The sequence below is a fragment of the Bradyrhizobium yuanmingense genome, assembly GCF_900094575.1.
Classification (GTDB): Bacteria; Pseudomonadota; Alphaproteobacteria; order Rhizobiales; family Xanthobacteraceae; genus Bradyrhizobium; species Bradyrhizobium yuanmingense.
The window spans coordinates 503,290-528,293 of record NZ_FMAE01000005.1 but is presented as its reverse complement, the minus strand read 5'-3'; the positions used below and the strand labels follow the sequence as shown (position 1 = coordinate 528,293).

The following is a 25,004-nucleotide window of genomic DNA, read 5'->3' as shown; positions in this document are numbered from 1 at the left end:
CGCCATGAGCTTTTCGACTGCAGGTTATCAACTGGCGCCGGTGCTGCCCGAGCTCGTGCTCGCGGTCGGCGCTATGGCGCTTCTGATGCTCGGCGCCTATCGCGGGCAGGAGACGACCAGGACCGTGACGTCGCTGGCGGTGTTGCTCCTCATCGTGGTCGGCGCGCTCGTCTACATGCAGCCCGCGGGCAAGCAGGTGACGTTCGGCGGCAGCTTCATCGTCGACGACTTCGCCCGCTTCATGAAGATCCTGGCCCTGATCGGCTCGGCCGTGACGCTCGTCCTGTCGACCGAGTTCCTGTCAGACCCGTCGCGCCGGATTTTCGAATACGCCATCCTCGTGCTGCTCTCGACGCTCGGCATGATGGTGCTGATCTCGGCCGGCGACCTGATCTCGCTCTATCTCGGCCTCGAATTGATGTCGCTGGCGCTCTACGTCGTGGCAGCCTCGAACCGCGACAACGCCAAGTCGACCGAAGCCGGCCTGAAGTACTTCGTGCTCGGCGCGCTGTCCTCGGGCATGCTGCTGTACGGCGCCTCGCTGGTCTACGGCTTCACCGGCACGGTGAGCTTCACCGGCATCGCCGCGGCCGCGACGGTCTCGAATGTCGGCCTGGTGTTCGGCCTCGTCTTCCTGCTCGTCGGCCTCTGCTTCAAGGTCTCGGCCGTGCCGTTCCACATGTGGACGCCTGACGTCTACGAGGGCGCGCCGACCCCGGTCACCGCCTTCTTCGCGTCGGCGCCGAAGGTCGCCGCGCTCGCCGTCTTCACCCGCGTCACGCTCACCGCATTCCCCGGCATCGTCTCGCAATGGCAGCAGATCCTGGTGTTCGTGTCGATCGCCTCGATGGCGCTCGGCTCCTTCGCCGCGATCGGCCAGAGCAACATCAAGCGCCTGATGGCCTATTCCTCGATCGGTCACATGGGCTTTGCGCTGGTCGGCCTTGCCTCCGGCACGGTGGAAGGCGCGCAGGGCGTCCTGATGTACATCGTGATCTATGTCGCGATGACGCTGGGCTCGTTCTCCATCATCCTCGCGATGAAGCGCAACGGCCAGGCCGTGGAGCAGATCAGCGATTTCGCCGGCCTGTCGCGCACCAATCCGCTGCTCGCCTTCATGTTCGCGATGCTGCTGTTCTCGCTCGCCGGCATTCCGCCGCTCGCCGGCTTCTTCGCCAAATGGTACGTCTTCGTCGCCGCCATCAAGGCGAACCTGTTCACGCTCGCCGTCATCGGCGTGCTGACCAGCGTGGTCGGCGCCTACTATTATCTCGCGATCGTCAAGACGATGTATTTCGACGAGCCGGCCGGCCGGGTCGATCCGGTGCGCATCGAGGTGCGGACGGTGCTGGCGGTGGCGGGCCTGTTCAATATCCTGTTTGCGCTGTTCGCGGGGCCCGTGGTGAGCGTCGCCTCCGCCGCGGCAAAGTCGTTGTTCTAGGATGGCCTTCGCGCTCGGTCCTCGCGCATCGGCTGCGGGCTACAGGCTCGCGGCGTTCGAACGGACCGGCTCGACCAATAGCGAGGCGATCGAACACGCCAGGGCCGGCGAGCGCGGCCCGATGTGGTTCGTCACGTCCGAGCAGACCGCCGGCCGCGGCCGGCGCCAGCGCGCCTGGATCGCGCCGCGCGGCAATCTCGCCGCCAGCATCCTCGAAGTTATGGACGTCGCCCCCGCCGTCGCCGCCACGCTCGGCTTTGCCGCAGGGCTGGCCGAGGAGGCGGCACTGGAGAAGGTGAGCCTCGAGGCCGCGCTCCGTCTCGGCGAAGGCCGGCCCCGCTACGCGCTGAAATGGCCGAATGACGTGCTCGCCAGCGGCAAGAAGCTGGTCGGCATTGGCCTTGAGGCCGAGGCCGTCGGTGGCGGCCTTGCCGTCGTGGTGGGCATCGGGACCAATGTGGTCGCCGCGCCCGAGGGCACCCCGACGCCCGCGGTGTCGCTGGCCGCCCTCGGCGTCCAGATCAGCGCCGAGGAGCTATTCATGGCGCTGTCGGATGCCTGGGTCGAGTTCCGCGGCATCTGGGACAATGGCCGCGGCTTTGCCGAGATCCGCAGGCTCTGGCTGGAGCGCGCCGCCGGCCTCGGCGAAAAGGTTGCCATCCATACGGGAACCATGACGCTGGAAGGTGTTTTTGACACGATCGACGACACCGGCTGCCTGATCGTCCGCACCGCGGAGGGCCGCCTCGTGCCGGTGGCGGCCGGCGAGGTGTTCTTCGGCCCCGTCGCTTCGGTGGGAGCAGCGTGATGGCAAGGCCGGACGAATTGGTGTTTGCGCCGCTCGGCGGCGTCGGCGAGATCGGCATGAACCTGTCGATCTACGGCCTCGGCAACCGTCACCAGCGCGCCTGGCTTGCGGTCGATCTCGGCGTCTCCTTCGGCGATGAGGAGCATCTGCCCGGCATCGACCTGATCATGCCTGACATCTCCTTCCTGGAGAAGGAGCGCAAGAACCTGATGGGCCTCGTGCTGACCCACGCCCATGAGGATCATTTCGGCGCCATCATCGACCTCTGGCCGAAGCTGAAATGCCCGATCTACGCCACCAGGTTCAGCGCTGCGCTGTTCGAGGCCAAATGCGCCGCCGAGCGCAACGCGCCCGAGATTCCGGTCACCGTGGTGCCCTCAGGCGGCCGTGTCGATATCGGTCCGTTCAACGTCGAGTTCATTCCGGTCGCGCATTCGATTCCGGAAGCGCATGCGCTGGCGATCCACACCGACGCCGGCATCGTGCTGCACACCGGCGACTGGAAGATCGACCCGACCCCGACGCTTGGAGCCGCGACCGACGAGAAGCGGCTGCGCGAATTGGGCGAAGAGGGCGTGCTCGCCTTGATCGGCGATTCCACCAATGCCGTGCGCGACGGCCGTTCGCCCTCGGAGGCCGAGGTCGCCCGAACCATCATCGACCTCGTCAAATCCGCCAAGGGCCGCGTCGCGGTGACGACGTTCGCCTCCAACGTTGCTCGCGTCAAAGCGGTGGCTGACGCCGCGAGGGCCGCGGACCGCGAGGTCGTCGTGGTCGGCCGCGCCATGGAGCGCGTGGTGCAGGTCGCGCGCGAGACCGGCTATCTCGAGGGCGTGCAGAATTTCCGCTCGCCCGAGGTCTATGGCCACCTGCCGCAGGACAAGGTGCTGGCGCTGTGCACCGGAAGCCAGGGCGAGCCGCGCGCCGCGCTGGCCCGCATTGCCAACGACGACCATCCTGAAATTACGCTGAACCGCGGCGATAGCGTCATCTTCTCCTCGCGCACCATTCCCGGCAACGAAAAGGCGGTCGGCTCGATCATCAACAATCTGGTGCTGCAGGGCGTCGAGGTCATCACCGACCGCGATGCGCTGGTCCACGTCTCCGGCCATCCCCGCCGCGACGAGCTGCGCGATATGATCTCCTGGGTGAAGCCGCAGCTCCTGATCCCGGTTCACGGCGAGGCTCTGCACCTGCATGAGCACGCCAAGCTCGCCCGCGCCGCCGGCGTGCCGCGCGTGCTGGTCTGCCGCAACGGCGACCTCGTCAAGCTCGGCCCGGGCGATCCCGGCATCGTCGGCGAGGTGCCGTCGGGACGTCTGTACAAGGACGGCACGATCCTGGAAGACTCCAAGTCCCGTGCCGTCGTGGAGCGGCGCCGCATGGGCTTCTCCGGCTGCGCCTTCGTCGCCATCGCCATGACCGCGCAGGGTGAGCTCGCCGGTGATCCCGAGCTCGATTTGGTCGGCATCCCCGAAAAGAACAGGGCCGGCGAGACCTTCGACGACATCGTCTTCGATGCCGTGATGTCGACCATCGAAGGCCTGCCGAGGGCGCGCCGGCGCGATTCGGACGCCTTGGCCGAGTCGGTGCGACGCGCTGTCCGGGCCGTGATCAACGAACATTGGGGCAAAAAGCCCCCCTGTCTGGTACATGTACTGACGGTATAGGGAGGGGAACATGTTGGGCCGGCTCAACCATGTCGCGATCGCGACCAAGGATGCGGTCAAGGCCGCGAAGATCTACGGTGCGGCCTTTGGCGCCCAGATTTCCGAGGCCGTGCCGCTGCCCGAGCACGGCGTCACCACCGTGTTCGCGACCCTGCCCAACACCAAGATCGAGTTCATCGAGCCGCTCGGCGAGGCCTCGCCGATCGCGAAGTTCATCGAGCGCAATCCCGACGGCGGCATCCATCACGTCTGCTACGAGGTCGTCGACATCATCGCCTCGCGCGACACGCTGGTGAAGGAGGGCGCGAGGGTGCTCGGCGACGGCGTGCCGAAGATCGGCGCCCACGGCAAGCCGGTGCTGTTCCTGCACCCCAAGGATTTTTCCGGCGCCCTCGTCGAGATCGAGCAGGCATAGGGCCGCGTCATGGCCATCCAGATTTCAACCTGGCTCGCGATCTATTTCGTACTCTGGTGGGTCATGCTGTTCGTGACGCTGCCGTTCGGCGTGCGCAGCCAGCACGAGGACGGTGTTGGCGCGCCCGGCACCGATCCCGGTGCTCCCATCCTCACCCGCATGGGGCACAAGCTGATCTGGACCACGATCATCTCGGCAATCGTGTTCGGCATTGGCCTTGCGGCCTATCATGCCGGCTATCTCTCGATCGAGCGCCTGTCGAAGATGATGGGAATGCCGTTTTAAGTTTTGATTGGCGTTGTTATGGGATCACAAATGACATTTCAGCGTATCGTCATTGCGCTTCTGGTGCTGATCGTCGCAGGGCTCGGTGCCATCGGCTATTTCGAATGGCGGATGGCGGTGCAGGTGCGCACCCTGAAGGCGTTCGTCGAGGGCTATGTCTTCAACGAGGCCGTGCTGGCCTGCGAACAGGCCAAGAGCTCGACGCCGTTCAAATGGAACGGCGGCAAGAGCACCTCGGTGATCGGCCTGAACTCGGTCAAGACGGACAAATACACGGTCAGCGCCAGCTACACGCTGGTCGCGGACAGCGTCTATTGTGACTACGATCCGATCAAGAGAAAGGCCGACATCGGCTCCAGCTTCCTGGAGCGGGAGACTTTCTAGCTAGATCGCGCGGCGCTGCCGGCCGGCGAAGAGACCGTAAACGAACAGCACGATGATCGCGCCGACCACGGCACCGATCAGGCCCGCACCCTCGCCAGGGCGATACCAGCCCAGCGCTTGCCCAAGATACGAAGCGACGAAGGCGCCGACGATGCCGAGGATGGTCGTCAGGATGAACCCTGAAGGTTCGTTGTCGCCCGGCATGATGAACTTGGCGATCACGCCGGCGAGAAAGCCAATGATGATGGTCCAGAGAATGCTCATGAGTACACCTTTTCGAGTTGAGCCGCTGCTTCTATGCGTCGGGCAGGCGTCCATCCGGCGTGTATTTGTCGATTGCGGAAGGAAGCTCGCGGGTTAGCCGTGAGACGATCTCCTCCTGGGAAAGCCCGGTTTGCTGCGCGAGCTTCTCCAGGACGTCGCTGCCGATGGCCTGCTTCAGCTCCGGCGGGGAGATCTCCTTGTTGGGGCCTGGCTTCACCCATGAATCGGCGATCTCGCCCTGCCCATTCTGGTTGAACCTCTCCAGGAGCTCGCCAATCCCGCCATTGAGCAGGCCCCCGATTCCGCCAGCGCCGAGCATGCCGCCGAGATTGCCGAGCATGCCTCCGAGCGGCTGCTGGCCGCCCGTGGACGAGCCGGCGCCGGCGCCTTTCAGCAGCTCCGCCAGCTTGTCGCGGTTCTGATATCCGGCGATGGCCAGCATCGCCAGCAGGGCAGTCATGGAAGGCATTCCGCGGCTCATCGCTAGCTCCTTTTAGTAGGTCAGAAACCCAAAACCGTCTCAGCTTGCTTGGGTTCCTCAATCGACCAATCGGAGCTCGCGACCAAGCGTCCCAGCTTGGCCGCCACCAAAGCACCGGGTGGCAGACAACGTACATTGTGGCTACGATCCGATGAAAAGAATGGCCGGATCGGCTCGAGCTTGCCAGCATCGGGAGTAGCGATCCGGCCCAGACATGGGATGGGATCGCAATGACCGGGGACCGGGCAGGGGACTATCGGATTTTGCACGAGGCGGACTTGCGGGACTATCTCGCGGGCTTGCCTGATATCGCCGCGCTCCTTGGCGGCGAGGCGTCCTCCTGGGCGATCACCGAGGTCGGCGACGGCAACCTCAACCTCGTCTTCATCGTCAAGGGCGCACGCGGCGGCATCGCCGTGAAGCAGGCGCTGCCTTACGTCCGCCTCGTCGGCGAGAGCTGGCCGCTGCCGCTGTCGCGCGCCCATTACGAATATCTGGCGCTGTCCCGCCAGGCCCAGCTCGCGCCCGACCTGGTGCCGGCCGTGCTGCATCACAACGAGGCCCTGGCGCTGACCGTGATGGAGCTGCTCGAGCCCCACATCATCATGCGAAAGGGCCTGGTCGCGGCAACGCGCTATCCACGCTTCGTGGACGACATCACCACCTTCATGGCGCGGACGCTGTTCTTCACCTCAGACCTCGCGCTATCGGCGGCCGAGAAGAAGGAGGCCATCGCGGCCTTTGCCGGTAACCACGCCCTGTGCAAGATCACCGAGGACCTGATCTTCACCGATCCCTACCGCATCGCCGAGCAGAACCGCTGGACCGCGCCCTATCTGGACGGCCTTGCCGCGAGCTTGCGCGAGGACTTGGAGCTGCATGTCGCTGTCTCCCGGCTGAAGCTGAAATTCATGGCGAGCCCGGAAGCGCTGATCCATGGCGACCTCCACACCGGCTCGATCATGGTCACGGACGGCCAGACGCGGGTGATCGACCCGGAATTCGCATTCTATGGTCCGATGGGCTTCGACGTCGGTGCCGTGCTGGCCAATCTCCTGATGGCCTATTTCGCTTCCGCCGGCCACGAGCGCGCGCGGGGCGAACGGGCGGCATTCGAGGCCTGGGTGCTGGCGACGGTCGAGCAGGTCTGGACCGAGTTTGCCCGAAAGTTCCTCGATCTCTGGCGGGCGGGAGGCACCGGCGATGCCTATCCGGTCTCGCTTTTCGCCGGCGAACAGGGTGCCGCGCGGTTGGAAGCCGAGCGAAAAAGTTACGTGCAACGCCTGTTCGCCGACGCTGTCGGCTTCGCAGCCGCAAAAATCATCCGCCGCATCTTCGGCCTCGCCCACAACATCGATTTCGAGCTGATCGAGGACCCGCGCACGCGGGCGGTCAGCGAAGCCCGTGCCGTGCGGCTGGCGAGGGCGATGATGGTGGAGACGGCGTCGTTCCGGACCATCGCGGATGTGACGAATGCCGCGCGAAAACTGCGGGACTGGATGCCGGAATTGTCGGGCTGAACCAGCCTCATGAGGAGCCCGCCCACGCTCCGTGATTGCGAGATGAGAGATCGTCCCCGGAACGTTAGTAAAGCCGCATCGGCAGCAGGACGCCGTCCGCGCCGGCCAGCAAACCCCAGGTCTCGTTGGCCGTGACTTCGAACTCCCGGCTCTCTGCGGTGCCGCCGTCGACTTTGAGGGTGACCTTGTACCTGCCGGGCAGCAGATCGAGCTTCTGGCTGTCCGGCAATTCGCCTGCGGCACCGTCGGAGTTCGCCAGTTCTTCGCCGGCGTGCGCCGCCAGATTGACGACCTGGTCGGCGACGGTGATCACCGCCGCTTCATCCGTCTTGTTGCCGAGCATCAGCCTCACTTGCCCGGGCTTCGGCAGGAGGCCAATGGTCGCCGGGGCGAATTTGCGCCTCGACAGCTCGGCAATTGTCCTGTCGTCCTGACGTGAGAGCCGGAGCAGGACCGGTCCCTCTCTCGTCAGAAATGTAATCACGGCCCGGTCCGGCTCTGCCACCGCACCGTCTTTCTCCGTCCAGCCACGCTTGCCGAGTGCGTCGCGATAGAAGCCGAGCACAGAAGCGAAATCGCGCGGCGTCTCGGCGTAAATCGACCGGATCTGCGGCGAATCTTTCGCCGTCGCGAGGGCCCAGCCTTCGGGCAGCGGCAGGCCGGTATGCTCGGAGAGCTTGGCTTCGAAACGCGCTCCCGCACCGCGCGCCATCATCCCGACGGGAATGCTGAGCAGTCGTTCGACGAAATTGTGCAGAGTGTCATGGCTCCGGACCGCCCACCAGGTCTGGTCGACATTGTCGTTCGCGCCGGAGGTGCGACTCCAGCCGAACTGGATAGCGTCTGTCACGCTCTCTCCACCCAGGCTGGCCGCGACCGGGCGCGCCAGCACGGCCGTCGCGGCGACCAGACCGGCCGCGAGCAGGGCAGCTACCGTTCGGCGATTCATTTTTTCCAGATCCCTTGGGGCTCAGATAATGATCCTGAGCTTGGTCGCGTTGATCAGGAAAAATGTTCATCGATCCTGGTCGTCGATGACGCACCGCGTCAATGCCCCGCCGAAAGACTGCCTCAGGAACCGGCATCATTTGCCGTCAAAACGAAGCTTGCTTTCGGCGGGCGACGAATGATCAAATCACTCATCGCAATACGCCTGCGTCGGGGGGACACATGATGTTCAAGACCATCGCGATCGTTGCCGGTTTGGGACTGGCGCTCGCCGCCACAGCCGAGGCGCAGACACCGCGCAAGGGCGGAACCATCCGCATGACGGCGCCCTACGGCTCGAGCTTCACCAGCCTCGACATTCACACCACGCAGCGCGCCCAGGACGAGATCTACGCCAAGGCCCTGCACCGTTCGCTCTACATCTGGAATTCGGCGGAGGGCAAGCCGGTGCTGGAGCTCGCCAAGGAGAGCGTGGTCTCGGGCGGAGGCCTCGTTCACACCTTCAAGCTGCGCGACGACGCCTATTTCCACAGCGGCCGCAAGATGACCGCCGACGACGTCATCTGGTCCTACAACCGCATCATGGACGGCAGCAAGGCCTATCCCGGCGCGCGTTACGTCCGCGTGATCGAGGGCGCCGCCGCGGTGGAGAAGGGTCAGGCCAAGGAGATCTCCGGCCTGAAGAAGATCGACGACTTCACCATCGAGATGAAGCTGACCGAGAAGGTCGATCCGGGCTTCTATTTCTTCACCGCGCTGACCTCGATCTATCCCGCCGACGAGGCCGCCAAGGAAAGCTTCATCCAGAAGCCGATCGGTCTCGGTCCGTTCAAGTTCGTCGAGCATGTGCCGGGATCGCGCATCGTCCTGGAGCGCTGGGACCGGTTCTACAAGCCCGGCAAGCCCTATGCCGACAAGATCGTGGTGTCGGTGATGGGCGAGGCCGCGGCGCGCGACGTCGCGTTCCGCAACAAGGAGATCGACACCTCGGTGCTGGGACCTGCGCAGTACGTCGCCTACCAATCCGACGCTGACCTCAAGGGCACCATCGTCGAGGTCGCCGAGGTGTTCACGCGCTACATGGGCATGAATCCCGCGGTCAAGCCGTTCTCCGACAAGCGCGTGAGGCAGGCGATCAATTACGCCATCGATACCGACTTGATCATCAACAAGCTGGTCAAGGGCAAGGCCTACCGCGCCACCAGCTGGCTGCCGCTGACCTCGCCGGCCTACGACAAGGCGATGAAGCCTTACCCCTTCGATCCCGCCAAGGCCAAGCAATTGCTCACCGAGGCCGGCTACGCATCCGGCTTCGAGTTCGAATGGACCACCAGCCAGAATGAAAGCTGGGGTCTGCCGATCGTCTCGGCCGTCATTCCGATGCTGGACAAGGTCGGCATCAAGGCCAAGGTCAAGCAGGTCGAGACCGCGGTGCTGGCCGAGGTGGTTCGCACCGGCGACTATCAGGCCTTCATCTATTCCCAGGCGAGCGGCCCCGATCCTCAGGCCGCGCTGAAATGCTTCCATTCGGCGACGCCGCAGGCGGCCTGTAACTACACGACCTACAAGAATCCCGACTTCGACAAGATCCTCGATGAAGCCGGACAGGCCGACGATCCCACAAAGCGCATCCAGTTGATGCAGAAGGCCAATGCGCTGCTCTACGAGGAGGCGCCGGTCTGGTTCTTCAACTACAACAAGGCGGTCATGGCGGTGCAGCCCTGGCTGAAGGGAATTCAGCTCAACGCGACCGAGCTGACCCACCAGAACGTCGAGGACCTCTGGGTCGACGAGACCTCGCCCGCGAAGTGACACGCGCGCTCCCTCCAGCGCGACGGGCGAGGGAGGGAGCCGGGAAAACTTGAGATGCTCGCGTTCCTGATCCGCCGCGTCCTGCAGACCATTCCGACCGTGCTCGCCGTGGTGCTGCTGGTGTTCGTGCTGTTCAGCGTCGTTCCCGGCAGCATCGTCTCAAGCATGAGCGACGACAGTGATCCGCAGGTCGAGCTGCGCATGAAGAAGCAGCTCGGCCTCGATCAGCCCGTCTATATGCGTTTCGGCACCTACATCGCCGGGCTCGCGACCGGCGATTTCGGAACATCGTTCCGGACCCGTGAGCCTGTCACGACCATGATCGCCAAGCGGGCATGGCCAACGCTGCAGCTGATCTTCGCATCCATGGCGTTTGCGATTCTGCTCGGCGTGCCGCTCGGCTTCGTCGCCGCCTTGCGGCCGGGCAGCCTCGTCGACACCGTCTCGATGATGCTGGCAGTGTCCGGCCTGTCATTGGCCAAGTTCTGGCTCGGGCTGCTCTTGATGTACCTGTTCGCGCTCAAGCTCGGTTGGCTGCCGAGTTTCGGCTATGGCGATGGCAGCCTCAGATATCTGATCCTGCCCGCCGTGACGCTCGGCGTCTCGCCGATGGCGCTGCTGGCGCGGACGACGCGCGCCGCGGTGCTCGAGATCATGACCGCGGATTTCGTCCGCACCGCGCGCTCGAAGGGCATGAGCGAGACCAGGGTCGTCAAGTGGCACGTGATGCGCAACGCGCTCGTCCTCACCCTCACGACCATGGGCCTGCAATTCGGCGCACTGATGGGGCAGGCGGTGGTGGTCGAGAAACTGTTCTCCTGGCCGGGCATCGGCTCGCTGCTGGTCGACAGCGTGCTCCAGCGCGACATTCCCGCCGTCCAGGGCTCCATCCTCGTCGTGGTGATGTTCTTTCTCGCGATCAATCTGTTGATCGACATGCTCTACGGCGTGATCGATCCCAGGATCAGATACGCATGAAGCTGCGCGCCAATCTCGTCATCGGGGGAGCGTTGTTCGCGCTGGCGATCGTGGTCGGTCTGCTCGCGCCATGGCTGGCGCACACCGATCCCGTCATGGACGCCAACCTCATGAATGCGGAGGAGCCGCCGAGCTGGACCTGGTGGTTCGGCACCGACGCGCAGGGCCGCGACATCTATTCCCGTGTCCTCTACGGCGCGCGCGTCTCGCTGACGGTCGGCATCGTCTCCCAGCTCATCAACAGCGTCATCGGCGTGGCGCTCGGCCTCAGCGCCGGCTATTTCGGCGGCTGGTGGGACGATGTCGTCAACGCCCTGACCAACCTCATGCTCGCGATCCCCTCGCTGATTTTCGCGCTCGCCATCATGGCCGTGCTCGGTCCCGGCCTGACCAGCCTCCTGATCGCGCTCGGGCTGACCAACTGGTCGTTCACCTGCCGGCTGGCACGGGCCTCGGCACTGTCGCTGCGGAGCCAGGGCTATGTGCAGGCGGCCACCGTGCTCGGCTACGGTGACGTGCGCATCATGATCACGCAGCTCCTGCCGAACATGCTGGGACCGATCGTCGTCATCGGCACGCTGGGCATGGGCAGCGCGGTGCTGTCCGAAGCCGCATTGTCGTTCCTCGGTCTCGGCGTCCGCCCGCCCTTTCCGAGCTGGGGCAGCATGCTGTCGGAAGCGCGCGAGCAGATCACGACGGCGCCGTGGCTCTCGATTTTCCCGGGCCTTGCCATCTTCCTCACCGTGCTCGGCCTCAATCTGCTCGGCGATGGCCTGCGCGACATCCTCGATCCGCAATCGCGGAGCCGGCGCACATGACAGGCAGCCCGCTGCTCGAGGTCGAGGATCTCCGCATTGATCTCGATGATGGATTAAGGCGCGTTGCGGCGGCCGAAGGCATTTCATTCCGCATTAATCGCGGCGAGACGTTCGGCCTCGTCGGCGAGTCCGGTTGCGGCAAGAGCATCACAGCGCTCGCTCTGATCGGCCTGTTGCGGCCGCCCTTGTCGATCGGTGGCGGCGTCATCCGGTTCGACGGACAGGAGATCCAGCACCTGTCCGCCGCCAGGCAACGGCAGCTGCGCGGCAATCGCATCGCCATGATCTTCCAGGAGCCGATGACGGCGCTGAACCCGGTCTCGCCGGTGGGGCGGCAGATCGCCGAGATGTTCGTGCTGCACAAGGGCAAGAGCTGGCGGGAGGCCAACCAGCTGGCTGTCGAGGCGCTCGCGAGCGTCCGCGTCCCCGCGCCGGAGCGGCGCGTGAAGGACTATCCGCACCAGCTGTCGGGCGGGATGCGCCAGCGCGTGATGATCGCGATTGCGCTGGCCTGCGGTCCGGACCTCTTGATCGCCGACGAGCCGACCACCGCGCTCGACGTCACCGTGCAGGCGGAGATCATCGAGCTGATGCGCAATCTGTGCGCCGAGCGCGGAACGGCGATCCTGATGATCAGCCACGATCTCGGCCTCGTTGCCAATGTCTGCCGCCGCGTCGCCGTCATGTATGCCGGACGCATCGTCGAGGAGCGCGGCTCGGCCGACATCTTCCGAGCGCCCTCACATCCCTATACGCAGGGCCTCGTCGACTCGCTGCCGCGGCTCGGCAGCCGTGCTGCACTCGGCCGCAGCAGGCTGAAGGAGATCGCGGGCGTCGTGCCGGCGATCACGCGCTTCCCCGATGGCTGCCGGTTCAATCCGCGTTGCGCGCAGGCGACGGATATTTGCCGAGCCACCGCGCCTCAGACGGAAGGGCTGGAGGCGGGCGGTTTCGTCCGGTGTCACCACCATGCATGAGCCAAAGGGGAGAGCGGATGACGATGTGATCCTCAGCGTGGAGGATCTCGCCGTTCATTTTCCGCTTGGAGGCGGCCTGCTGGGCCGCGGCCGTCGGCTGCTCCGCGCCGTCGACGGCGTCGACCTCAAGCTGAAGCGCGGCGAATGCCTCGGCCTCGTCGGCGAATCCGGCTCCGGCAAGTCGACGGTCGCATTGTCCATTCTGGGCCTGCTGACGCCGACGCGCGGCCGCATCGTGCTGGACGGGCAGGTCGTCACGAACCGGCAATCCGGAGACCGGAAAGCGCTCGCCCGCATCGTGCAGATCGTGTTCCAGGATCCCTACGCCTCGCTCAATCCGCGCCAGACCGTGCGCCGCACGCTCGAAGATCCCCTGCGCGTGCACGGCGTGACCGCGAAAAGCGAGATCGAGGACCGCCTCGCGACGATGCTCAGGCACGTCGGCCTGCGCCCCGAGCAGGCCGACCGCTATCCGCATGAGTTCTCCGGTGGCCAGCGCCAGCGCATCGGTATCGCTCGCGCGCTGATCCTCAACCCCAGAATCGTCATCTGCGACGAGCCGGTCTCGGCGCTCGACGTCTCGATCCGCGCCCAGATCATCAATCTGCTGCTGGAATTGAAGGACACGCTCGGCCTGTCCTACATCATGATCAGCCATGACCTCGGCGTTGTCGAGCACATGAGCGACCGCGTCGCGGTGATGTATCTCGGCCGCATCGTCGAGAACGGCAACTGGCGCGAGATCTTCGAGCGCCCCGCGCACCCCTATACGCAGGCTCTGATCGCGGCCATCCCCGATCCTCTGCGCCATGCGCCGCTGGCGACGACGGGCGGCGACCTGCCCAATCCGCTCAACCCGCCGAACGGATGTGCGTTCAGCCCGCGATGTCGGTATGCGGAGGCGGTGTGTCGGAGCGAGCCGGGACCAACGCTGGAAACGCGGGCCGATGGGCACGCGGTGCGGTGCTGGCGGAGTGAGGAGATTGCGGAGCGGATGGCCTTGACCCCAACCTGAAACGTGGAGGCGGAAATTTGTCGTCGGTCACAATCCCGCGCTCAAGAATTCGAGGAATGTGAGAGGGGACGCCGCCAGCATCGCTCCCACGCAAAATCCGACGGTTCCCAGTGCGATGGCTCCCAACCACCCGTGATGGGCCAAACCGTAGGTACCTCCGATGAAGGTGCAAACTCCCACCGCTGCAACGCCCAGACCATCTGTGCGGCATTTTTAACTATTCGGCTCGTCGGTGCTTTACCTGGCGTAGCTTGCATCGACCAACGTACAAACGCATTTTGGGGCGGCCCATTGTTGCGCGGGCTTGCGCTGTACGGGGAATGAGGCATCAGGTCGAACGGAAGCCATGGTACGTAACGTCAGCAATATTCCGACCGGGCGGACTTATTTGGGGTTCATCTTGGTTTGGACCATCGTCATGTTTTTAGTCTACCTGCTTTGCATTGCAGTATTTGCTGCCGGCCGTTGGATTGCTGGCCTGCTCATCGTCGTCCTCACTGCCTATTTTTTTGTTCGGCACTGCAATGCGATTGCCAAGCGCGCGAGGCGGGGGCTTGTTCGTCGTCCGTAAGGCTGCTGGCGCCTCAACTCCCGACGCCGCCGACCAGACGCGGGCGGCGGTTTGCGAGCGGTTTTGCCGCGGGCAGGGCGCGTAGCCACGCCCGAAAACTCACGATCTCCGGACAATCCGCCGTGCCTTCCGGCGCAACCAGCCAATCACCCGCGGCTGATCCCTCATCGATCCGCTCGCAGCGATAGCCCGGATGGTGGCTCACGCCGCGGGCGATCAGCACATCCACCTTGCCCTCGACGAGCTCGTGCAGGCCGGCGGGCTGCAGCACGCGCAGACCGATCTCCGCATGTGCGCTGCGAAACGCTGCAAGATCGAGGCGGCGCAGGTCGTAACTGCCGTGGACGCCTAATTGCAGCTGCACTGCACCTGTCGGCTTCAATTGCGAGGTCGCCTCGGCAATGTGGCGGAAGCCTTCGGAGATGCCGGGCAGATAGGCCTGGCCGGCCTCGGTGAGGATCAGCTGCTTGTGCAGCCGCTCGAACAGCTGCACGCCGAGGCGCGCCTCCAGCGCTTTCACCTGCTGGCCTACGGCCGCGGGCGTGACGTGGAGTTCGTGCGCGGCCAGCTTGAAGCTGAGATGGCGCGCGGCGGCCTCGAAGGCGCGGAGCGCGTTGAGCGGGGGCAGAGCGTAGGTCATCATTGCGCAGTTTGTCATGTAATGGCTGTGTGCTTGCAATAGATTTTCTTGCGCTGAACCGCAGCAATGATGCTTTGCGCTAGCGTGATGCCGCCGGATACGCTTGGCGCGCAAATCCGGAGAAACGCCATGCCTTCAGCTCACATCGTCAGCCACAATCCCGCAACCGTTCACCCGCCCGTCGGCGGCTACTGCATGGGCCTCGAGCTGAAGCAGCATCGCCGCCTGCTGTTCATCAGCGGCCAGGTGCCTCAAAATCCCGACGGCGCCGTGCCCGACGGCTTCGAGGCGCAATGCGAGCAGGCCTGGCGCAATATCAGGGAGGTGCTCGCCGCGGCAGGCCTCGGCATCGAGCACCTGGTCAAGGTCACCACGTTCCTGACTGATCGCAGCCAAGTCGTCACCAACCGCGCCATTCGTCGGGCCATGCTCGGGGAGCACCAGCCGGCACTGACCGTCGTGGTCGTCGAGACCGTCGACAGCAAATGGCTGCTGGAGATCGAGGCGATCGCCGCGGAATGAGGCGGCGTCGTCGATGTTGCGATGAGGCAAGCATATGAGGTGTCCAATGGCTGAGATTCATCCGTTCTACCAGACGCATCGCCATGCGATGGAGGCCGCCATGCGCGAGCGGATAGGCCTTGCCGAAGCGATGCTCCGCGAGCGCACGCATCTCTCCGACATCGACGCAATCAGGCAGGAGGTGATGGACGAATTCGCGGTCGTCCTCACCCAGATGCCCTATGTCGGCGGCGCGGCAAGCCGCATGAGCGATTTCTTCATGCGCCTCACCGGCTTCATGGCCATCAGCCGTGTGCTGCGGCGCCACTGCGTGCCGGTGCCCGTGATCGGGGAGATCGAGCGGGAAACCTACAAGGCGCAGCTGCTGCCGATGCCCGAAGCCGAGCGTCTCGCCGCGGGACGTCAGTTCATGTCGTCCGAGAACCAGGCCTTGCTGCGCGAGCAGGCTGCAAAGAGCGTTACACGAGCTCACCAAGCGGAGTTTCCGGAAGATTTCGTCTACGAGTTCGTCGAGCCGGGTCCGCAGGACAGCTTCGAATTCGGCATTGACTACAAGGCCTGCGGCTTCTGCAAGCTCGCGGCGCGGCATGGCGACAAGGATATCCTGCCGAACATCTGCGGCCTGGATTTCGTCGCCTACGCCGCGCGAGGCATCCGCCTGGAACGGACCCAGACGCTGGCCAGCGGCGCCAGCCACTGCGATTTCCGGTTTTCGCGGCTGCCGCCGGGCCAAGAGGGCAATCGCATGTGAACTACACGGGGACTGTCTGCGGGCTTGCTCGGCCTCTCCCGCTTGCGGGAGAGGCCGACGCGCCCCGGGCGATGCGAAGCATCGTCCCGCGCGCGGCGGGTGAGGGCTCTCACCGCACTGGGACGTCCTCAGCTCATCTCGATAATCCCAGCGCGGAGAAACCCTCTCCCCAACCCTCCCCCGCAAGCGGGGGAGGGAGCCCACTGCCGATGCCGCCGCATCGCGCACACCATTGCGATAGCCCTGCGCCGGCGCGGTGGATCCGTTACGACAGCCGTGGCAGCTGCGCCTCGTCGAACCTTCCGACCGCGTCGGCGTCGCCGCGACTTGACTGATGCGGATCCTTCTTCGCCCTGCTCAGTCCTCGTCCTGCCACCTGCGCAGATCCGTCTGGTCATGATAGGCCATGCGGTCCGGCGTGGTGATGAATTCCATCGTCGTGCCCCACGGCATGCGGCAGTAGCAGACTTTGTTTCCAGGACCTTTCTCTGTTGCATATGGAATGGCGCGCGGCGCGGTGAGGGGTGTGCCTCCTGCCTTCTCGAAGCGCGCGACCGATGCGTCGATGTCGTCGGTGTAGAGAGCGAAGTGCGTGATGCCGAAGTCGCTGGCCCGGATCGGCTTGGCTTGCTCGGGACCGTGCATTTCGAAGAGCTCGATATCGGGTCCGGTTCCAATCTTGACCATCGCCTGCGCACGCACGACCGTTCCGGGAAAAGCGCCGACGGCCCGCTCGAATTCGGGTCCCTGCCGCGGCGGATCCTGCGGTCCGAAGGACTGGTAGATCACCTGGCCGCCGAAAGCTTCCGCCAGGAACGATTTAGCTGCTTCGATGTCGGGCACCGTGATGCCGATATGGTTGACGCCGCGAATGACGGGTGTGGTCATGCCAGTCTCCTTTTGCTGTTGATTTGATCCATCGCGCTTCTGCGGCGCAATTCGCCCGCAGCCTCGCAATCCGCCGGGCCCGCGACGGCGCGGGCGCCGAGTGTCAATTGGCCTCGAGGAACTCGATCAGCGCGGCTGCGACTTCATTTGGCCGCTCGTCCGCGACATAGTGGCTGCACCGCGCGATCGAGCCGCCCCTCACATTGGTTGCGAACTCCTTGAGCATCGGCACCATCTGCGCACCGAACCGCTGCTCCCCACCCAGGCCAAGCACCGGTATCTCGAGCGGTTGCTTCTTGTATTCGAGCGCAGTCGCATGATCGGCGGTGAAGGTGCGATACCATTCCATACCGCCGCGCGTGCGGCCAGGAAGCGCCATTGCCTTGGCGTAGATCTCGATGTCCGCCGGATTGAAGGTGCTGTGATCGTAGAACCGCTCGGCCATGAAGGTCGAAACATAGTCATATTCGCGGCCATGAATCAGGCGCTCGGGGAGGTCCCGGTTCATATGGAAGCCGAAGTGCCAGAGCCTTGCGGTCGTCGCCTCCCATCCCGTCCAACCGGGAAGCGGAACGTCGAGGACGGCCAGGTGGGTAACAGCCTCCCGATAGATGGCGGCCTGTGGCAAGGCGACCATTCCGCCGATATCATGACCGCACACGGCGTAGCTTTCATGCCCGAGGGCAACCATCACGTCATGCGCGTCGCGCGCCATCGTCGCCTTGTCATAGCCGTCGAGCGGACAGTCGGAAAAGCCCGCGCCGCGCAGATCCATGGCCACCACGCTGAAATGCTCGGCGAGCAGCGGCATCACCTTGTGCCATTCCCACCATGTTTCAGGCCAGCCGTGAAGCAGAAGAATCGGCGGGCCTGAACCTCCCGTGACGGCATTGATCTTGATGCCGTTCCCCGGCACCAGCTGCTGGGTAAAGCCCTCTAAAGTTGCGATCATGATCGCTTTCCAGTCGGATGTTGACGTTCAGACAAAGCTCGCGGCCAGCGCTCAGGGCTGGTCGAAATCAGTGGCGATCGTGATGTTGCGCCAGGCGTCGATATCGCTGCGGAAGGCAGCCAGCTTTCGCTCGGCGATCGCGTGCGCGGTCGGGCCGAGCGGCAGATGAAGCGGGGCGTCATCGGCGTCGACGGCCTGCAAGATCACCGCGATCGCCTTGTCGGGATCGCCCGCCTGACTGCCGTTGTTGGTTTCGCGGTAGTGCCTGCGCGAGCTCGTGGCGTATTCCGGCATCTCGTTGGCCGCCATGGTGATCGAACGGCCGAGGAAATCGGTGCGAAACGGCCCAGGCTCGACGATCAGCACCCGAATGCCGAACGGCTGCAGCTCGCCGGCGAGCGCTTCGGAAATCCCTTCCACGGCAAACTTGGCCGCGTTGTAATAACCTGCGCCGCCGCCGCCCGCGATGCCGGCGCCGGACGACATGTTGACGATCGTTCCGCGCGAACGTCGCAGGACGGGCAGGGCGGCTCTGGTGGTTTCGATGAGACCGAAGACGTTCACCTCGAACATCGGCCGATATTCCTCGGGTGTGCCTTCCTCGATCGCGCCGAACAGTCCGTAGCCGGCATTGTTCACGAGCACGTCAAGCCCGCCAAAGGTCTCGACCGCCTTTGCGACCGCTGCCCTGGCTGCCGCCGCATCGGTCACGTCGAGAGGCAAAGTGATCATGCGGCCGCCGAAAGGCTCGGCCATTTCCTCGATCGTCTTGACGTTGCGGGCCGTCGCGACGACGCGATCGCCGCGCTGTGCTGCAGCGAGCGCGAGCCGCTGGCCGAAGCCGCTCGAGCAGCCTGTGATGAGCCAAGTTTTCATTGCTTCTTCTCCGAGTTGTTTTCAGGCGACAAGCCCCGATTGGCCCAGCCAGTCGCGCTCAAGAATCCAACGCCCGGCTGCGCTGAATCACGACGACGCGACTTCCGATCTTGACGCGGCGATAAACATCGATGATGTCTTGGTTGATCAGTCGAATGCATCCGCTGGAAACAGCGCCGCCGATGGTCTCAGGCTCAGTCGTTCCATGAATCCGGAACAATGTGTCCCGATCGCCCTGATACAGGTATAGAGCGCGGGGACCGAGCGGATTGCCAAGGCCGCCCACCATCCCGTCTGCGAGATGTCGATACCGCGCCGGTTCCCGATCCATCATGTTCTTGGTTGGGCTCCAATGCGGCCATTCTGCCTTTCGCTTGATGATGGCAGTACCCGCAAAGGCAAGTCCCTCTTTGCCGACGCCAATGCCGTAACGCATCGCCTTTCCGTCTTCCTCCACCAGGTAGAGATGACGAGCAGCCGTATCTACAACGATCGTTCCGACCGGCTCACCCGTCGGATAGTCCACGCGCTGGCGCAACATTTCTGGATCGATGGCGGATATGTCGACCGCTGGTATTGTGTGAGGTCCGTCGGTCAGCTGCGCATATTCAGCAGGCGTACCGCTGAAATCTGCCTGAACCAGACCCCTGTTGCTGGCGCAACCCGACAGCAGGACTGTTACTGCGCCGATCACCGCGATGCGTGCGAAGTGCCGTGCGTGTGAGTACGTCATATCAATTCCTGAACCTATGCCCGTCTAACCGGATATGACGAGCTGCATGAGCGACGTCGAAGCTTCGAGATCCTCTCGAAAGGGCCTTCGGTATAACCGTGATAGGAACCGATTGGTTCCTTATTAAGCTTTAAAAAACGGTCTCCATCAGGAGATCGATATTTTTCAGCATGTCGTCGCGACGCGATCCAACCTTTCCAAGAACCCTCATGCCCTGGGCATGGGCGACGATAAAGTGCGCAATAGCACGGGGGTCGCGACCCTTCCTGATTTCGCCGGCAGCTTGCCCTTTCGCGACGGTGGCGGCGAACAGGTCTTGAAGCCTGGCGAAAAGACGCTTGATCAGGTCTGCGATCTCTGGATCTCCCGGCAACATCTCAGCGGCGGTCAATACGGCGAAACATCCGCGAACACCTTTGCTTCCAGATGACAGATCCGCATACCGTATGAGAGCGTTGCGGATTGCCGCCTTCGGCGAAGGATCGGATCGAAGAACCTCTTGAACGTTCCGCAGGCCGTCTTCGGTATAGAGCTTGAGGGCGTGCAGGAAGACAGATTTCTTGTCGCCGAAAGCCTTGTAGAAGCTGCCTTTCGAAAGCTTCATTCCGGCGAGAAGGTCGGGCAACGAGGCGTCGTGATAGCCGCGATCCCAGAAGACCTGCATTGCGCGCTTTACGGCCTCGTCGAGATCGAACTCACGGGGGCGGCCGACGGGGAGCTGAGAATTGGAAGCCATCATGCAGGCAATATAGACCAAGTGGTTCCTAAATGCAATGGGGAGCAATGCTGGAGATCGGATCGAAGGGACGTGCTGGAAGAGGCTGTCGAACAGGCGCAATATGTTGGTCAGCAATGACGGGGAAGCGGCGACCGATCGAAGCCGCCGCCATCACGTTCCCATACCGCTGTTTTGCCCGACGAGTCAAAACCGACTTCGCAAAATCCGCACGCTCGCAGGGTCTCCGGCAAGCCATTGATTCTGCTGGCCCCGGCTACTGTGCATGGGGTTGTTTTCGCAACTTTTGCTTTGGCAGCCGTCTACTCCGCCGCTTTTTCCCTCAAGCGCTGCGCGTAGACGTTGATGACCAACGCCGCCAGCAGGATCAGGCCGCGGATCAGGATCTTCAGGAAACTGTCGATGTTGACGTGGTCGAGCCCGTTGTTGAGCACGCCAAGCACGAACAGTCCGACGATGGTGTTGCCGATGCCGCCGCGGCCGCCGAACAGGCTGGTGCCGCCGACCACGACGGCGGCGATGGAATCGAGCAGATAGGTGTCGAACTCGTTCTGCTGCGCGCTGCCGAAATGGGCGACGCCCAGCATGCCACCGATGCCGGAGCAGACCGCCGAGATCACCATGACCGCGCCGAGGATGAGCTTGACGTTGAGGCCGGAATATTCGGCCGCCTCGCGGTTGCCCCCGACCATGTAGACGTAGCGGCCGAACCGCGTGTAGGTCAGCACCAGATGGCCGCCGAGCAGCATCAGCGCGGCGATGATGACGAGCCAGGGGATGCCGCCGATCGAGCCGGAGCCGAGCGTGGTGATCAGGCCCGGCACCTTGTAGGCAATCTGGCCGCGCACCAGCAGCGCGGAGATGCCGGCGGCGATCTGCATCATGGCCAGCGTCATGATGAAGGAGGGGATGCCGATCACGGTCAGTCCCAGCGCGTTGACGAGGCCGAGCAGGGCGCAGAGCAGGATCGACAGCAGGATCGCGACCGCGCCGGGCAGCGGCACGTTGGCGATGTTGACGTAGGATTCCTGCAGCGTGAAGTAGGCGACCGCGATGCCGGTGACGTTGGCGATGGCGGCGATCGATAGGTCGATCTCGGCGCAGAGGATCACGAAGGTGAGGCCGACGGCGATGATGCCGGTGATCGAGACCTGCGTGAGGATGTTGCCGAGATTGTCGAGGGTCGCGAAGGAAGGGCTGGCGAAGGCGAAGAAGGTGAACAGGCAGATCAGGGTGAGGAACGGAGCGATGTTGCGCATCTGCGAGCGCAGGAAGGGCGCAAGGCCTCGCGCCCGTTGTGCTGTCGCCGAAGCCGTCTCGCTGCTCATGTGCTTCTCCGTCACGCCGCTTCCAGCAGGCGGTCCTTGCTGACCGGCTCGTTCCTGAATTCCCGCACCAATGCGCCGCGCTTGAGCACGAGGATGCGGTCGGCCAGCGACAGCACCGTCTCCGGCTCGGTCGACAGCACGATGATCGCAAGTCCCTTGGCGCGGAGGTCGCGGACGATGTTGATGACATCGTTCTTGGCGCCGACGTCCATGCCGCGGGTCGGCTCGCATAGCACCAGGAGCTTGGGCGGATAAGTCAGCCATTTCGCCAGCGCGACCTTCTGCTGGTTGCCGCCCGAGAGCATGCCGAGATCGAGGCCAACCACCGGCGGCCTGATCTGGAGCTGCTCGACCTGGCGCTTGGCGATGTCGCGCTCCTGCGTCGGCTTGAGCAATAGCGTGGAGATGCGGTCGAGGATGCTGATCGAGACGTTCTTGTAGACCGGCTCCTGGTGGAACAGCATGTCGCGGCGGCTCTCCGGCACCAGCGCCACGCCAGCACGCCGCGCCGCCGCCGTGCTGGCGAACGTTTTCGGCACGCCCTCGACGAGAAGCGTGCCGCTGTCGGGCTTGAGCTTGCCGAACAGGATGCGCGACAGTTCCTGCTGGCCGCAGCCCATGAAGCCGTAGATGCCGAGCACCTCGCCGGCGCGCGCTTCGAAGGAGACGTCCTTCAGGCTGCGGGACAGCGACAGCTGGTCGACTTTCAGGATCACCGAGCTGGCGCTTGGTTGCGGCAGCATCAAGTCGTCGGTGTAGCTGTGCTCGAGCGCTTCGCCGCCGCGGCCGATCATGGCCTCGATCAGCGCGCCCTTGCTGGTTGCCGCGCTCGCGGTCTCCGCGACTTTCCGCCCGTTGCGGAACACGGTCACGGTGTCGGACACGTGCAGGATGTCTTCGATGAAGTGCGAGATGAAAACGATGGCCGTGCCTTCCTCGCGCAGCCGCCGGAGCGTTGCGAACAGGCGCTCGACCTCGGGCGGGGAGAGGGCGGAGGTCGGCTCGTCCAGGATGACGATGCGGGCACCGGAGAACAGCACGCGGGCGATCTCGATCAGCTGCTGCAGCCCGATCGGGAGATCGCCGAGCCGGGCCATCGGGTCGACGTCGATGCCGAAGCGGGCGAGCTGTTCGCCGGCCTCGCGCGCCATCCGCCGCCATTGCACGAGGCCGAAGGCGTTGGTCGGCTGGTTGCCGAGGAAGACGTTCTCCGCGACCGTCAGGTCGGGCGCGACGCTGAGCTCCTGGTGCACCATGGCGATGCCGGCGGCGTGCGCATCGCGCGCCGAGCGAAAATGCATCTCCTGGCCGTCGACCAGGAAGCGGCCGGAGAACTCGGTGTGCACGCCGGCGATGATCTTCATCAGCGTGCTCTTGCCGGCGCCGTTCTCGCCGACGAGACCATGGATCTCGCCGGGATAGAGCGCGAAGTCGACACCACGAAGCGCTTCGACGCCGCCGAAGCTCTTCGTGATGCCCTGCAGTTCCAGGATGGGCTGTTGTCCCACGCTCATGAAGGATCTGGAGGCTCAGATCAGGAAGTGATCCTGCATCCACTGCATCCCGGCCGCATTCGCCTTGGTCACGACCGGACCGTCGGTGACGACGTTCTTCGGGATGCCCTGTCCGCTCTTCTCGCCGCCGACCACGGCGGAGACGCCCGCGACGATCGCGCCGCCATGGATGCGGCAGGACGGATTGCGGACGGTCGCGAACATGCGGCCTTCGCTGACCGCCTGGATCGCCGGCGGCATGGCGTCGACCCCGCCGATCAGGATGTTGGTGCGATTGCGCGCCTTCATGATGTTGGCGGCGGCCAGCGCCATGTCGTCATTGTGGAAGAAGGCCGCATCGATCTGCGGGTATTTGGTCAGATAGGTCTCCCAGAGACGGGCGGTCTTCGAGACGTCCCAATCGGCCGGCTGGGTGTCCAGCACTTCGATGCCCGGGAATTGCTTGACGACCGAGTTGAAGCCCTTGGCGCGGCCCTGCGCACCGGTGTGGCCGAGCGCGCCCTGCGTCATGATGATCTTGCCCTTGCCGCCCATGGCGTTGCACAGCGCCTGTGTCACCGAAGCGCCCATGAACTCGTTGTCGGGAGCGAGGAAGGAATGGACGTTGATCTGATCGAGCGGCGCGATCAGCGTGTCCATGTCGATCACAGGCGTGCCGGCATCGATCATCTTCTGCACCGGCTGGGTGAGGGTGCCGATGCCGAAGGCCTGGATCGCGACGAAGTCCCATTTCTGCGAGGCCATGTTGTCGATCGCCGCGCGCTGCTTCACCGCATCGAGCTGCCCGTCGAACCAGGTCACCTCGACATTGAACAGCTTGCCCCAGAATTCCGCCGCCTGCTTGCCTTGCGCGCACCAGGTGGCCTGGAGGCCGGCGTTGGAGAACGCCGCCTTCAACGGCTTCTCGCTGCGTCCGACTGCGGCCAGTGCGGGGTTTATGCCCATGCTGCCGAGGATGGCAGCTCCGGCGCCGGCGGCCGCAGCCGCCTGAAGAAGATCGCGCCTGGTCGTCGAGAAATCTTTCGTCCCGGACATCGCTCGCTCCCATATATTTTGTCGTCGGCGCGTCATTGGTAGCGCTACCGATCTCCGAAAGTCTCTCACAAGAGTTGTTCGCACTCAATCTGCATTCAGCCGCAGTGTCGTCGCAGCCCGCGCGTTGGTGCAGCGCAAAGCGTCAGGTGGCCGCGGCGGCGAATGCGTCGATCTCGGCGAGCAATGTATCCCAGGCCTGCGCGATCTCGGGCGTCCATTCATCGCCGAGCAGATCGCGGAGCGCATCCCTGATGACGGCGAAGAACGCGTTGAACAGCTCGCGCGGCGTGCCATAGGCGTCGTGCGAGGCGACCTCGCACGCGATCAGCCGGAAATGCCCGCGGCGCTCGCCGGCGAAGTCGAGAATCGCCTCGATCGTCAGCGCCAGCATCGACCCCTTCACGAGGTCACCGCCGTCCGTGCGGAACATCGCCTGCGTTTCCGGATGGAGATCGAACAGACGTCGATAGACGAACGGCGTGAGGTCGGCGCAGCGCGAGGCCGCACGTTCGAAGCTGTCGTGGATGGGATGAAAGGCCGCGTTCATCGACGGTTCAGCGCCGCGGGCAAAAAAAGAGCGGGGCCCTGGCCCCGCTCAAAAATTGTGTCGACCCTATTATCCCCGATCTTAAGATTTGATCT

General features: G+C 64.3%; 28 protein-coding genes. 15 read left to right on the top strand and 13 right to left on the bottom strand.

What is annotated here, in order from left to right:
• Window positions 1-4: 4 nt before the first annotated feature.
• From nuoN to GA0061099_RS19890, 6 genes are read left to right on the top strand one after another with little or no spacing between them, the layout of a single operon-like run.
• Window positions 5-1,441 carry an NADH-quinone oxidoreductase subunit NuoN gene (gene nuoN, locus GA0061099_RS19915; RefSeq protein ID WP_036025333.1) on the top strand — a complete coding sequence of 479 codons (1,437 nt, stop codon included), beginning with the start codon at window positions 5-7 and terminating at the stop codon, window positions 1,439-1,441.
• A 1-nt stretch (window position 1,442) separates the two neighbouring features.
• The gene (locus tag GA0061099_RS19910; RefSeq protein ID WP_036025332.1) at window positions 1,443-2,249 is read left to right on the top strand and encodes a biotin--[acetyl-CoA-carboxylase] ligase; all 807 of its coding nucleotides are present in this window, start codon (window positions 1,443-1,445) and stop codon (window positions 2,247-2,249) included.
• Window positions 2,249-3,919 (top strand): ribonuclease J, encoded by a 1,671-nt coding sequence (locus GA0061099_RS19905; protein WP_036025330.1) that lies wholly within the window; start codon window positions 2,249-2,251, stop codon window positions 3,917-3,919. Before GA0061099_RS19910 ends, GA0061099_RS19905 begins: the two co-directional genes overlap by 1 nt.
• 10 nt (window positions 3,920-3,929) lie before the next feature.
• Window positions 3,930-4,334, top strand: a complete 405-nt coding sequence (gene mce / locus GA0061099_RS19900; protein WP_036010154.1) for a methylmalonyl-CoA epimerase — start codon at window positions 3,930-3,932, stop codon at window positions 4,332-4,334.
• Between the two features lie 9 nt (window positions 4,335-4,343).
• The gene (locus GA0061099_RS19895) at window positions 4,344-4,619 is read left to right on the top strand and encodes a DUF1467 family protein (protein ID WP_025036606.1); all 276 of its coding nucleotides are present in this window, start codon (window positions 4,344-4,346) and stop codon (window positions 4,617-4,619) included.
• Window positions 4,620-4,649: 30 nt separating this feature from the next.
• On the top strand, window positions 4,650-5,003 hold the full coding sequence (locus tag GA0061099_RS19890) for a hypothetical protein (protein ID WP_036025327.1): 354 nt from the start codon (window positions 4,650-4,652) through the stop codon (window positions 5,001-5,003).
• Here the strand turns inward: GA0061099_RS19890 and GA0061099_RS19885 are convergent, their stop codons facing one another.
• Together GA0061099_RS19885 and GA0061099_RS19880 are read right to left on the bottom strand one after the other, a co-directional pair.
• Window positions 5,004-5,267, bottom strand: coding sequence for a GlsB/YeaQ/YmgE family stress response membrane protein (locus tag GA0061099_RS19885; protein WP_024341246.1), 264 nt, complete (start codon window positions 5,265-5,267; stop codon window positions 5,004-5,006).
• 31 nt (window positions 5,268-5,298) lie between these two features.
• The gene (locus GA0061099_RS19880) at window positions 5,299-5,748 is read right to left on the bottom strand and encodes a YidB family protein (protein ID WP_036025325.1); all 450 of its coding nucleotides are present in this window, start codon (window positions 5,746-5,748) and stop codon (window positions 5,299-5,301) included.
• 230 nt (window positions 5,749-5,978) lie between these two features.
• On the opposite strand from GA0061099_RS19880, the gene mtnK reads away from it, so the two are divergent.
• Window positions 5,979-7,268 (top strand): S-methyl-5-thioribose kinase, encoded by a 1,290-nt coding sequence (gene mtnK / locus GA0061099_RS19875; protein WP_036025323.1) that lies wholly within the window; start codon window positions 5,979-5,981, stop codon window positions 7,266-7,268.
• A 64-nt stretch (window positions 7,269-7,332) separates the two neighbouring features.
• Here mtnK and GA0061099_RS19870 read toward each other — a convergent pair whose 3' ends face one another.
• Window positions 7,333-8,217 carry a hypothetical protein gene (locus GA0061099_RS19870; protein WP_036025321.1) on the bottom strand — a complete coding sequence of 295 codons (885 nt, stop codon included), beginning with the start codon at window positions 8,215-8,217 and terminating at the stop codon, window positions 7,333-7,335.
• A gap of 221 nt (window positions 8,218-8,438) precedes the next feature.
• Between GA0061099_RS19870 and GA0061099_RS19865 the strand changes: the two genes are divergently transcribed.
• From GA0061099_RS19865 to GA0061099_RS19840, 6 genes are all read left to right on the top strand, one after another.
• Complete coding sequence (locus GA0061099_RS19865; RefSeq protein WP_085972172.1) at window positions 8,439-10,028, top strand: ABC transporter substrate-binding protein; 1,590 nt, start codon at window positions 8,439-8,441, stop codon at window positions 10,026-10,028.
• 54 nt (window positions 10,029-10,082) lie between these two features.
• Window positions 10,083-11,006 carry an ABC transporter permease gene (locus GA0061099_RS19860; protein ID WP_036025319.1) on the top strand — a complete coding sequence of 308 codons (924 nt, stop codon included), beginning with the start codon at window positions 10,083-10,085 and terminating at the stop codon, window positions 11,004-11,006.
• The gene (locus tag GA0061099_RS19855; RefSeq protein WP_036025317.1) at window positions 11,003-11,824 is read left to right on the top strand and encodes an ABC transporter permease; all 822 of its coding nucleotides are present in this window, start codon (window positions 11,003-11,005) and stop codon (window positions 11,822-11,824) included. The genes GA0061099_RS19860 and GA0061099_RS19855 overlap by 4 nt, the downstream gene beginning before the upstream one ends.
• A complete protein-coding gene (locus tag GA0061099_RS19850) occupies window positions 11,821-12,801 on the top strand; it encodes an ABC transporter ATP-binding protein (RefSeq protein ID WP_036025314.1) in 981 nt (326 codons plus the stop codon). Before GA0061099_RS19855 ends, GA0061099_RS19850 begins: the two co-directional genes overlap by 4 nt.
• Window positions 12,794-13,816, top strand: a complete 1,023-nt coding sequence (locus tag GA0061099_RS19845) for an ABC transporter ATP-binding protein (RefSeq protein WP_036025313.1) — start codon at window positions 12,794-12,796, stop codon at window positions 13,814-13,816. The genes GA0061099_RS19850 and GA0061099_RS19845 overlap by 8 nt, the downstream gene beginning before the upstream one ends.
• 346 nt (window positions 13,817-14,162) lie before the next feature.
• Window positions 14,163-14,387, top strand: a complete 225-nt coding sequence (locus GA0061099_RS19840) for a hypothetical protein (protein ID WP_036025312.1) — start codon at window positions 14,163-14,165, stop codon at window positions 14,385-14,387.
• A gap of 13 nt (window positions 14,388-14,400) precedes the next feature.
• Here GA0061099_RS19840 and GA0061099_RS19835 read toward each other — a convergent pair whose 3' ends face one another.
• A complete protein-coding gene (locus GA0061099_RS19835; RefSeq protein ID WP_036025367.1) occupies window positions 14,401-15,027 on the bottom strand; it encodes a LysR family transcriptional regulator in 627 nt (208 codons plus the stop codon).
• A gap of 129 nt (window positions 15,028-15,156) precedes the next feature.
• Here GA0061099_RS19835 and GA0061099_RS19830 point away from each other — a divergent pair, with 129 nt between their 5' ends.
• Together GA0061099_RS19830 and GA0061099_RS19825 are read left to right on the top strand one after the other, a co-directional pair.
• Entirely contained in the window at window positions 15,157-15,549 is a 393-nt protein-coding gene (locus GA0061099_RS19830) for a RidA family protein (RefSeq protein ID WP_036025366.1), read from the top strand.
• A 46-nt stretch (window positions 15,550-15,595) separates the two neighbouring features.
• Window positions 15,596-16,300, top strand: coding sequence for an L-2-amino-thiazoline-4-carboxylic acid hydrolase (locus GA0061099_RS19825; protein ID WP_036025311.1), 705 nt, complete (start codon window positions 15,596-15,598; stop codon window positions 16,298-16,300).
• 357 nt (window positions 16,301-16,657) lie between these two features.
• Here the strand turns inward: GA0061099_RS19825 and GA0061099_RS19820 are convergent, their stop codons facing one another.
• The 9 genes from GA0061099_RS19820 to GA0061099_RS19780 all read right to left on the bottom strand — a co-directional run bounded on the left by GA0061099_RS19820 (window position 16,658) and on the right by GA0061099_RS19780 (window position 24,909).
• Complete coding sequence (locus tag GA0061099_RS19820) at window positions 16,658-17,188, bottom strand: VOC family protein (protein ID WP_036025310.1); 531 nt, start codon at window positions 17,186-17,188, stop codon at window positions 16,658-16,660.
• 103 nt (window positions 17,189-17,291) lie between these two features.
• Complete coding sequence (locus GA0061099_RS19815; protein ID WP_036025309.1) at window positions 17,292-18,140, bottom strand: alpha/beta fold hydrolase; 849 nt, start codon at window positions 18,138-18,140, stop codon at window positions 17,292-17,294.
• Between the two features lie 51 nt (window positions 18,141-18,191).
• On the bottom strand, window positions 18,192-19,016 hold the full coding sequence (locus tag GA0061099_RS19810) for an oxidoreductase (protein WP_036025307.1): 825 nt from the start codon (window positions 19,014-19,016) through the stop codon (window positions 18,192-18,194).
• A gap of 58 nt (window positions 19,017-19,074) precedes the next feature.
• Window positions 19,075-19,749 (bottom strand): L,D-transpeptidase, encoded by a 675-nt coding sequence (locus tag GA0061099_RS19805; RefSeq protein WP_036025305.1) that lies wholly within the window; start codon window positions 19,747-19,749, stop codon window positions 19,075-19,077.
• Between the two features lie 130 nt (window positions 19,750-19,879).
• The gene (locus GA0061099_RS19800; protein WP_478209840.1) at window positions 19,880-20,506 is read right to left on the bottom strand and encodes a TetR/AcrR family transcriptional regulator; all 627 of its coding nucleotides are present in this window, start codon (window positions 20,504-20,506) and stop codon (window positions 19,880-19,882) included.
• 281 nt (window positions 20,507-20,787) lie between these two features.
• On the bottom strand, window positions 20,788-21,813 hold the full coding sequence (locus GA0061099_RS19795; RefSeq protein WP_036025364.1) for an ABC transporter permease: 1,026 nt from the start codon (window positions 21,811-21,813) through the stop codon (window positions 20,788-20,790).
• An 11-nt stretch (window positions 21,814-21,824) separates the two neighbouring features.
• Window positions 21,825-23,327 (bottom strand): sugar ABC transporter ATP-binding protein, encoded by a 1,503-nt coding sequence (locus tag GA0061099_RS19790; RefSeq protein ID WP_036025302.1) that lies wholly within the window; start codon window positions 23,325-23,327, stop codon window positions 21,825-21,827.
• A gap of 15 nt (window positions 23,328-23,342) precedes the next feature.
• A complete protein-coding gene (locus GA0061099_RS19785) occupies window positions 23,343-24,362 on the bottom strand; it encodes a sugar ABC transporter substrate-binding protein (protein WP_036010114.1) in 1,020 nt (339 codons plus the stop codon).
• A gap of 142 nt (window positions 24,363-24,504) precedes the next feature.
• Window positions 24,505-24,909 carry a globin gene (locus GA0061099_RS19780; RefSeq protein ID WP_036025300.1) on the bottom strand — a complete coding sequence of 135 codons (405 nt, stop codon included), beginning with the start codon at window positions 24,907-24,909 and terminating at the stop codon, window positions 24,505-24,507.
• Window positions 24,910-25,004 lie beyond the last annotated feature (95 nt).

What these genes read in the sequence shown, in the direction of transcription:
- nuoN (WP_036025333.1), top strand. Translation starts at nt 5, where the DNA reads ATGAGCTTTTCGACTGCAGGTTATCAACTGGCGCCGGTGCTGCCCGAG.
- GA0061099_RS19910 (WP_036025332.1), top strand. Translation starts at nt 1,443, where the DNA reads ATGGCCTTCGCGCTCGGTCCTCGCGCATCGGCTGCGGGCTACAGGCTC.
- GA0061099_RS19905 (WP_036025330.1), top strand. Translation starts at nt 2,249, where the DNA reads ATGGCAAGGCCGGACGAATTGGTGTTTGCGCCGCTCGGCGGCGTCGGC.
- mce (WP_036010154.1), top strand. Translation starts at nt 3,930, where the DNA reads ATGTTGGGCCGGCTCAACCATGTCGCGATCGCGACCAAGGATGCGGTC.
- GA0061099_RS19895 (WP_025036606.1), top strand. Translation starts at nt 4,344, where the DNA reads ATGGCCATCCAGATTTCAACCTGGCTCGCGATCTATTTCGTACTCTGG.
- GA0061099_RS19890 (WP_036025327.1), top strand. Translation starts at nt 4,650, where the DNA reads ATGACATTTCAGCGTATCGTCATTGCGCTTCTGGTGCTGATCGTCGCA.
- GA0061099_RS19885 (WP_024341246.1), bottom strand. Translation starts at nt 5,267, where the DNA reads ATGAGCATTCTCTGGACCATCATCATTGGCTTTCTCGCCGGCGTGATC.
- GA0061099_RS19880 (WP_036025325.1), bottom strand. Translation starts at nt 5,748, where the DNA reads ATGAGCCGCGGAATGCCTTCCATGACTGCCCTGCTGGCGATGCTGGCC.
- mtnK (WP_036025323.1), top strand. Translation starts at nt 5,979, where the DNA reads ATGACCGGGGACCGGGCAGGGGACTATCGGATTTTGCACGAGGCGGAC.
- GA0061099_RS19870 (WP_036025321.1), bottom strand. Translation starts at nt 8,217, where the DNA reads ATGAATCGCCGAACGGTAGCTGCCCTGCTCGCGGCCGGTCTGGTCGCC.
- GA0061099_RS19865 (WP_085972172.1), top strand. Translation starts at nt 8,439, where the DNA reads ATGATGTTCAAGACCATCGCGATCGTTGCCGGTTTGGGACTGGCGCTC.
- GA0061099_RS19860 (WP_036025319.1), top strand. Translation starts at nt 10,083, where the DNA reads ATGCTCGCGTTCCTGATCCGCCGCGTCCTGCAGACCATTCCGACCGTG.
- GA0061099_RS19855 (WP_036025317.1), top strand. Translation starts at nt 11,003, where the DNA reads ATGAAGCTGCGCGCCAATCTCGTCATCGGGGGAGCGTTGTTCGCGCTG.
- GA0061099_RS19850 (WP_036025314.1), top strand. Translation starts at nt 11,821, where the DNA reads ATGACAGGCAGCCCGCTGCTCGAGGTCGAGGATCTCCGCATTGATCTC.
- GA0061099_RS19845 (WP_036025313.1), top strand. Translation starts at nt 12,794, where the DNA reads ATGCATGAGCCAAAGGGGAGAGCGGATGACGATGTGATCCTCAGCGTG.
- GA0061099_RS19840 (WP_036025312.1), top strand. Translation starts at nt 14,163, where the DNA reads ATGGTACGTAACGTCAGCAATATTCCGACCGGGCGGACTTATTTGGGG.
- GA0061099_RS19835 (WP_036025367.1), bottom strand. Translation starts at nt 15,027, where the DNA reads ATGACCTACGCTCTGCCCCCGCTCAACGCGCTCCGCGCCTTCGAGGCC.
- GA0061099_RS19830 (WP_036025366.1), top strand. Translation starts at nt 15,157, where the DNA reads ATGCCTTCAGCTCACATCGTCAGCCACAATCCCGCAACCGTTCACCCG.
- GA0061099_RS19825 (WP_036025311.1), top strand. Translation starts at nt 15,596, where the DNA reads ATGGCTGAGATTCATCCGTTCTACCAGACGCATCGCCATGCGATGGAG.
- GA0061099_RS19820 (WP_036025310.1), bottom strand. Translation starts at nt 17,188, where the DNA reads ATGACCACACCCGTCATTCGCGGCGTCAACCATATCGGCATCACGGTG.
- GA0061099_RS19815 (WP_036025309.1), bottom strand. Translation starts at nt 18,140, where the DNA reads ATGATCGCAACTTTAGAGGGCTTTACCCAGCAGCTGGTGCCGGGGAAC.
- GA0061099_RS19810 (WP_036025307.1), bottom strand. Translation starts at nt 19,016, where the DNA reads ATGAAAACTTGGCTCATCACAGGCTGCTCGAGCGGCTTCGGCCAGCGG.
- GA0061099_RS19805 (WP_036025305.1), bottom strand. Translation starts at nt 19,749, where the DNA reads ATGACGTACTCACACGCACGGCACTTCGCACGCATCGCGGTGATCGGC.
- GA0061099_RS19795 (WP_036025364.1), bottom strand. Translation starts at nt 21,813, where the DNA reads ATGAGCAGCGAGACGGCTTCGGCGACAGCACAACGGGCGCGAGGCCTT.
- GA0061099_RS19790 (WP_036025302.1), bottom strand. Translation starts at nt 23,327, where the DNA reads ATGAGCGTGGGACAACAGCCCATCCTGGAACTGCAGGGCATCACGAAG.
- GA0061099_RS19785 (WP_036010114.1), bottom strand. Translation starts at nt 24,362, where the DNA reads ATGTCCGGGACGAAAGATTTCTCGACGACCAGGCGCGATCTTCTTCAG.
- GA0061099_RS19780 (WP_036025300.1), bottom strand. Translation starts at nt 24,909, where the DNA reads ATGAACGCGGCCTTTCATCCCATCCACGACAGCTTCGAACGTGCGGCC.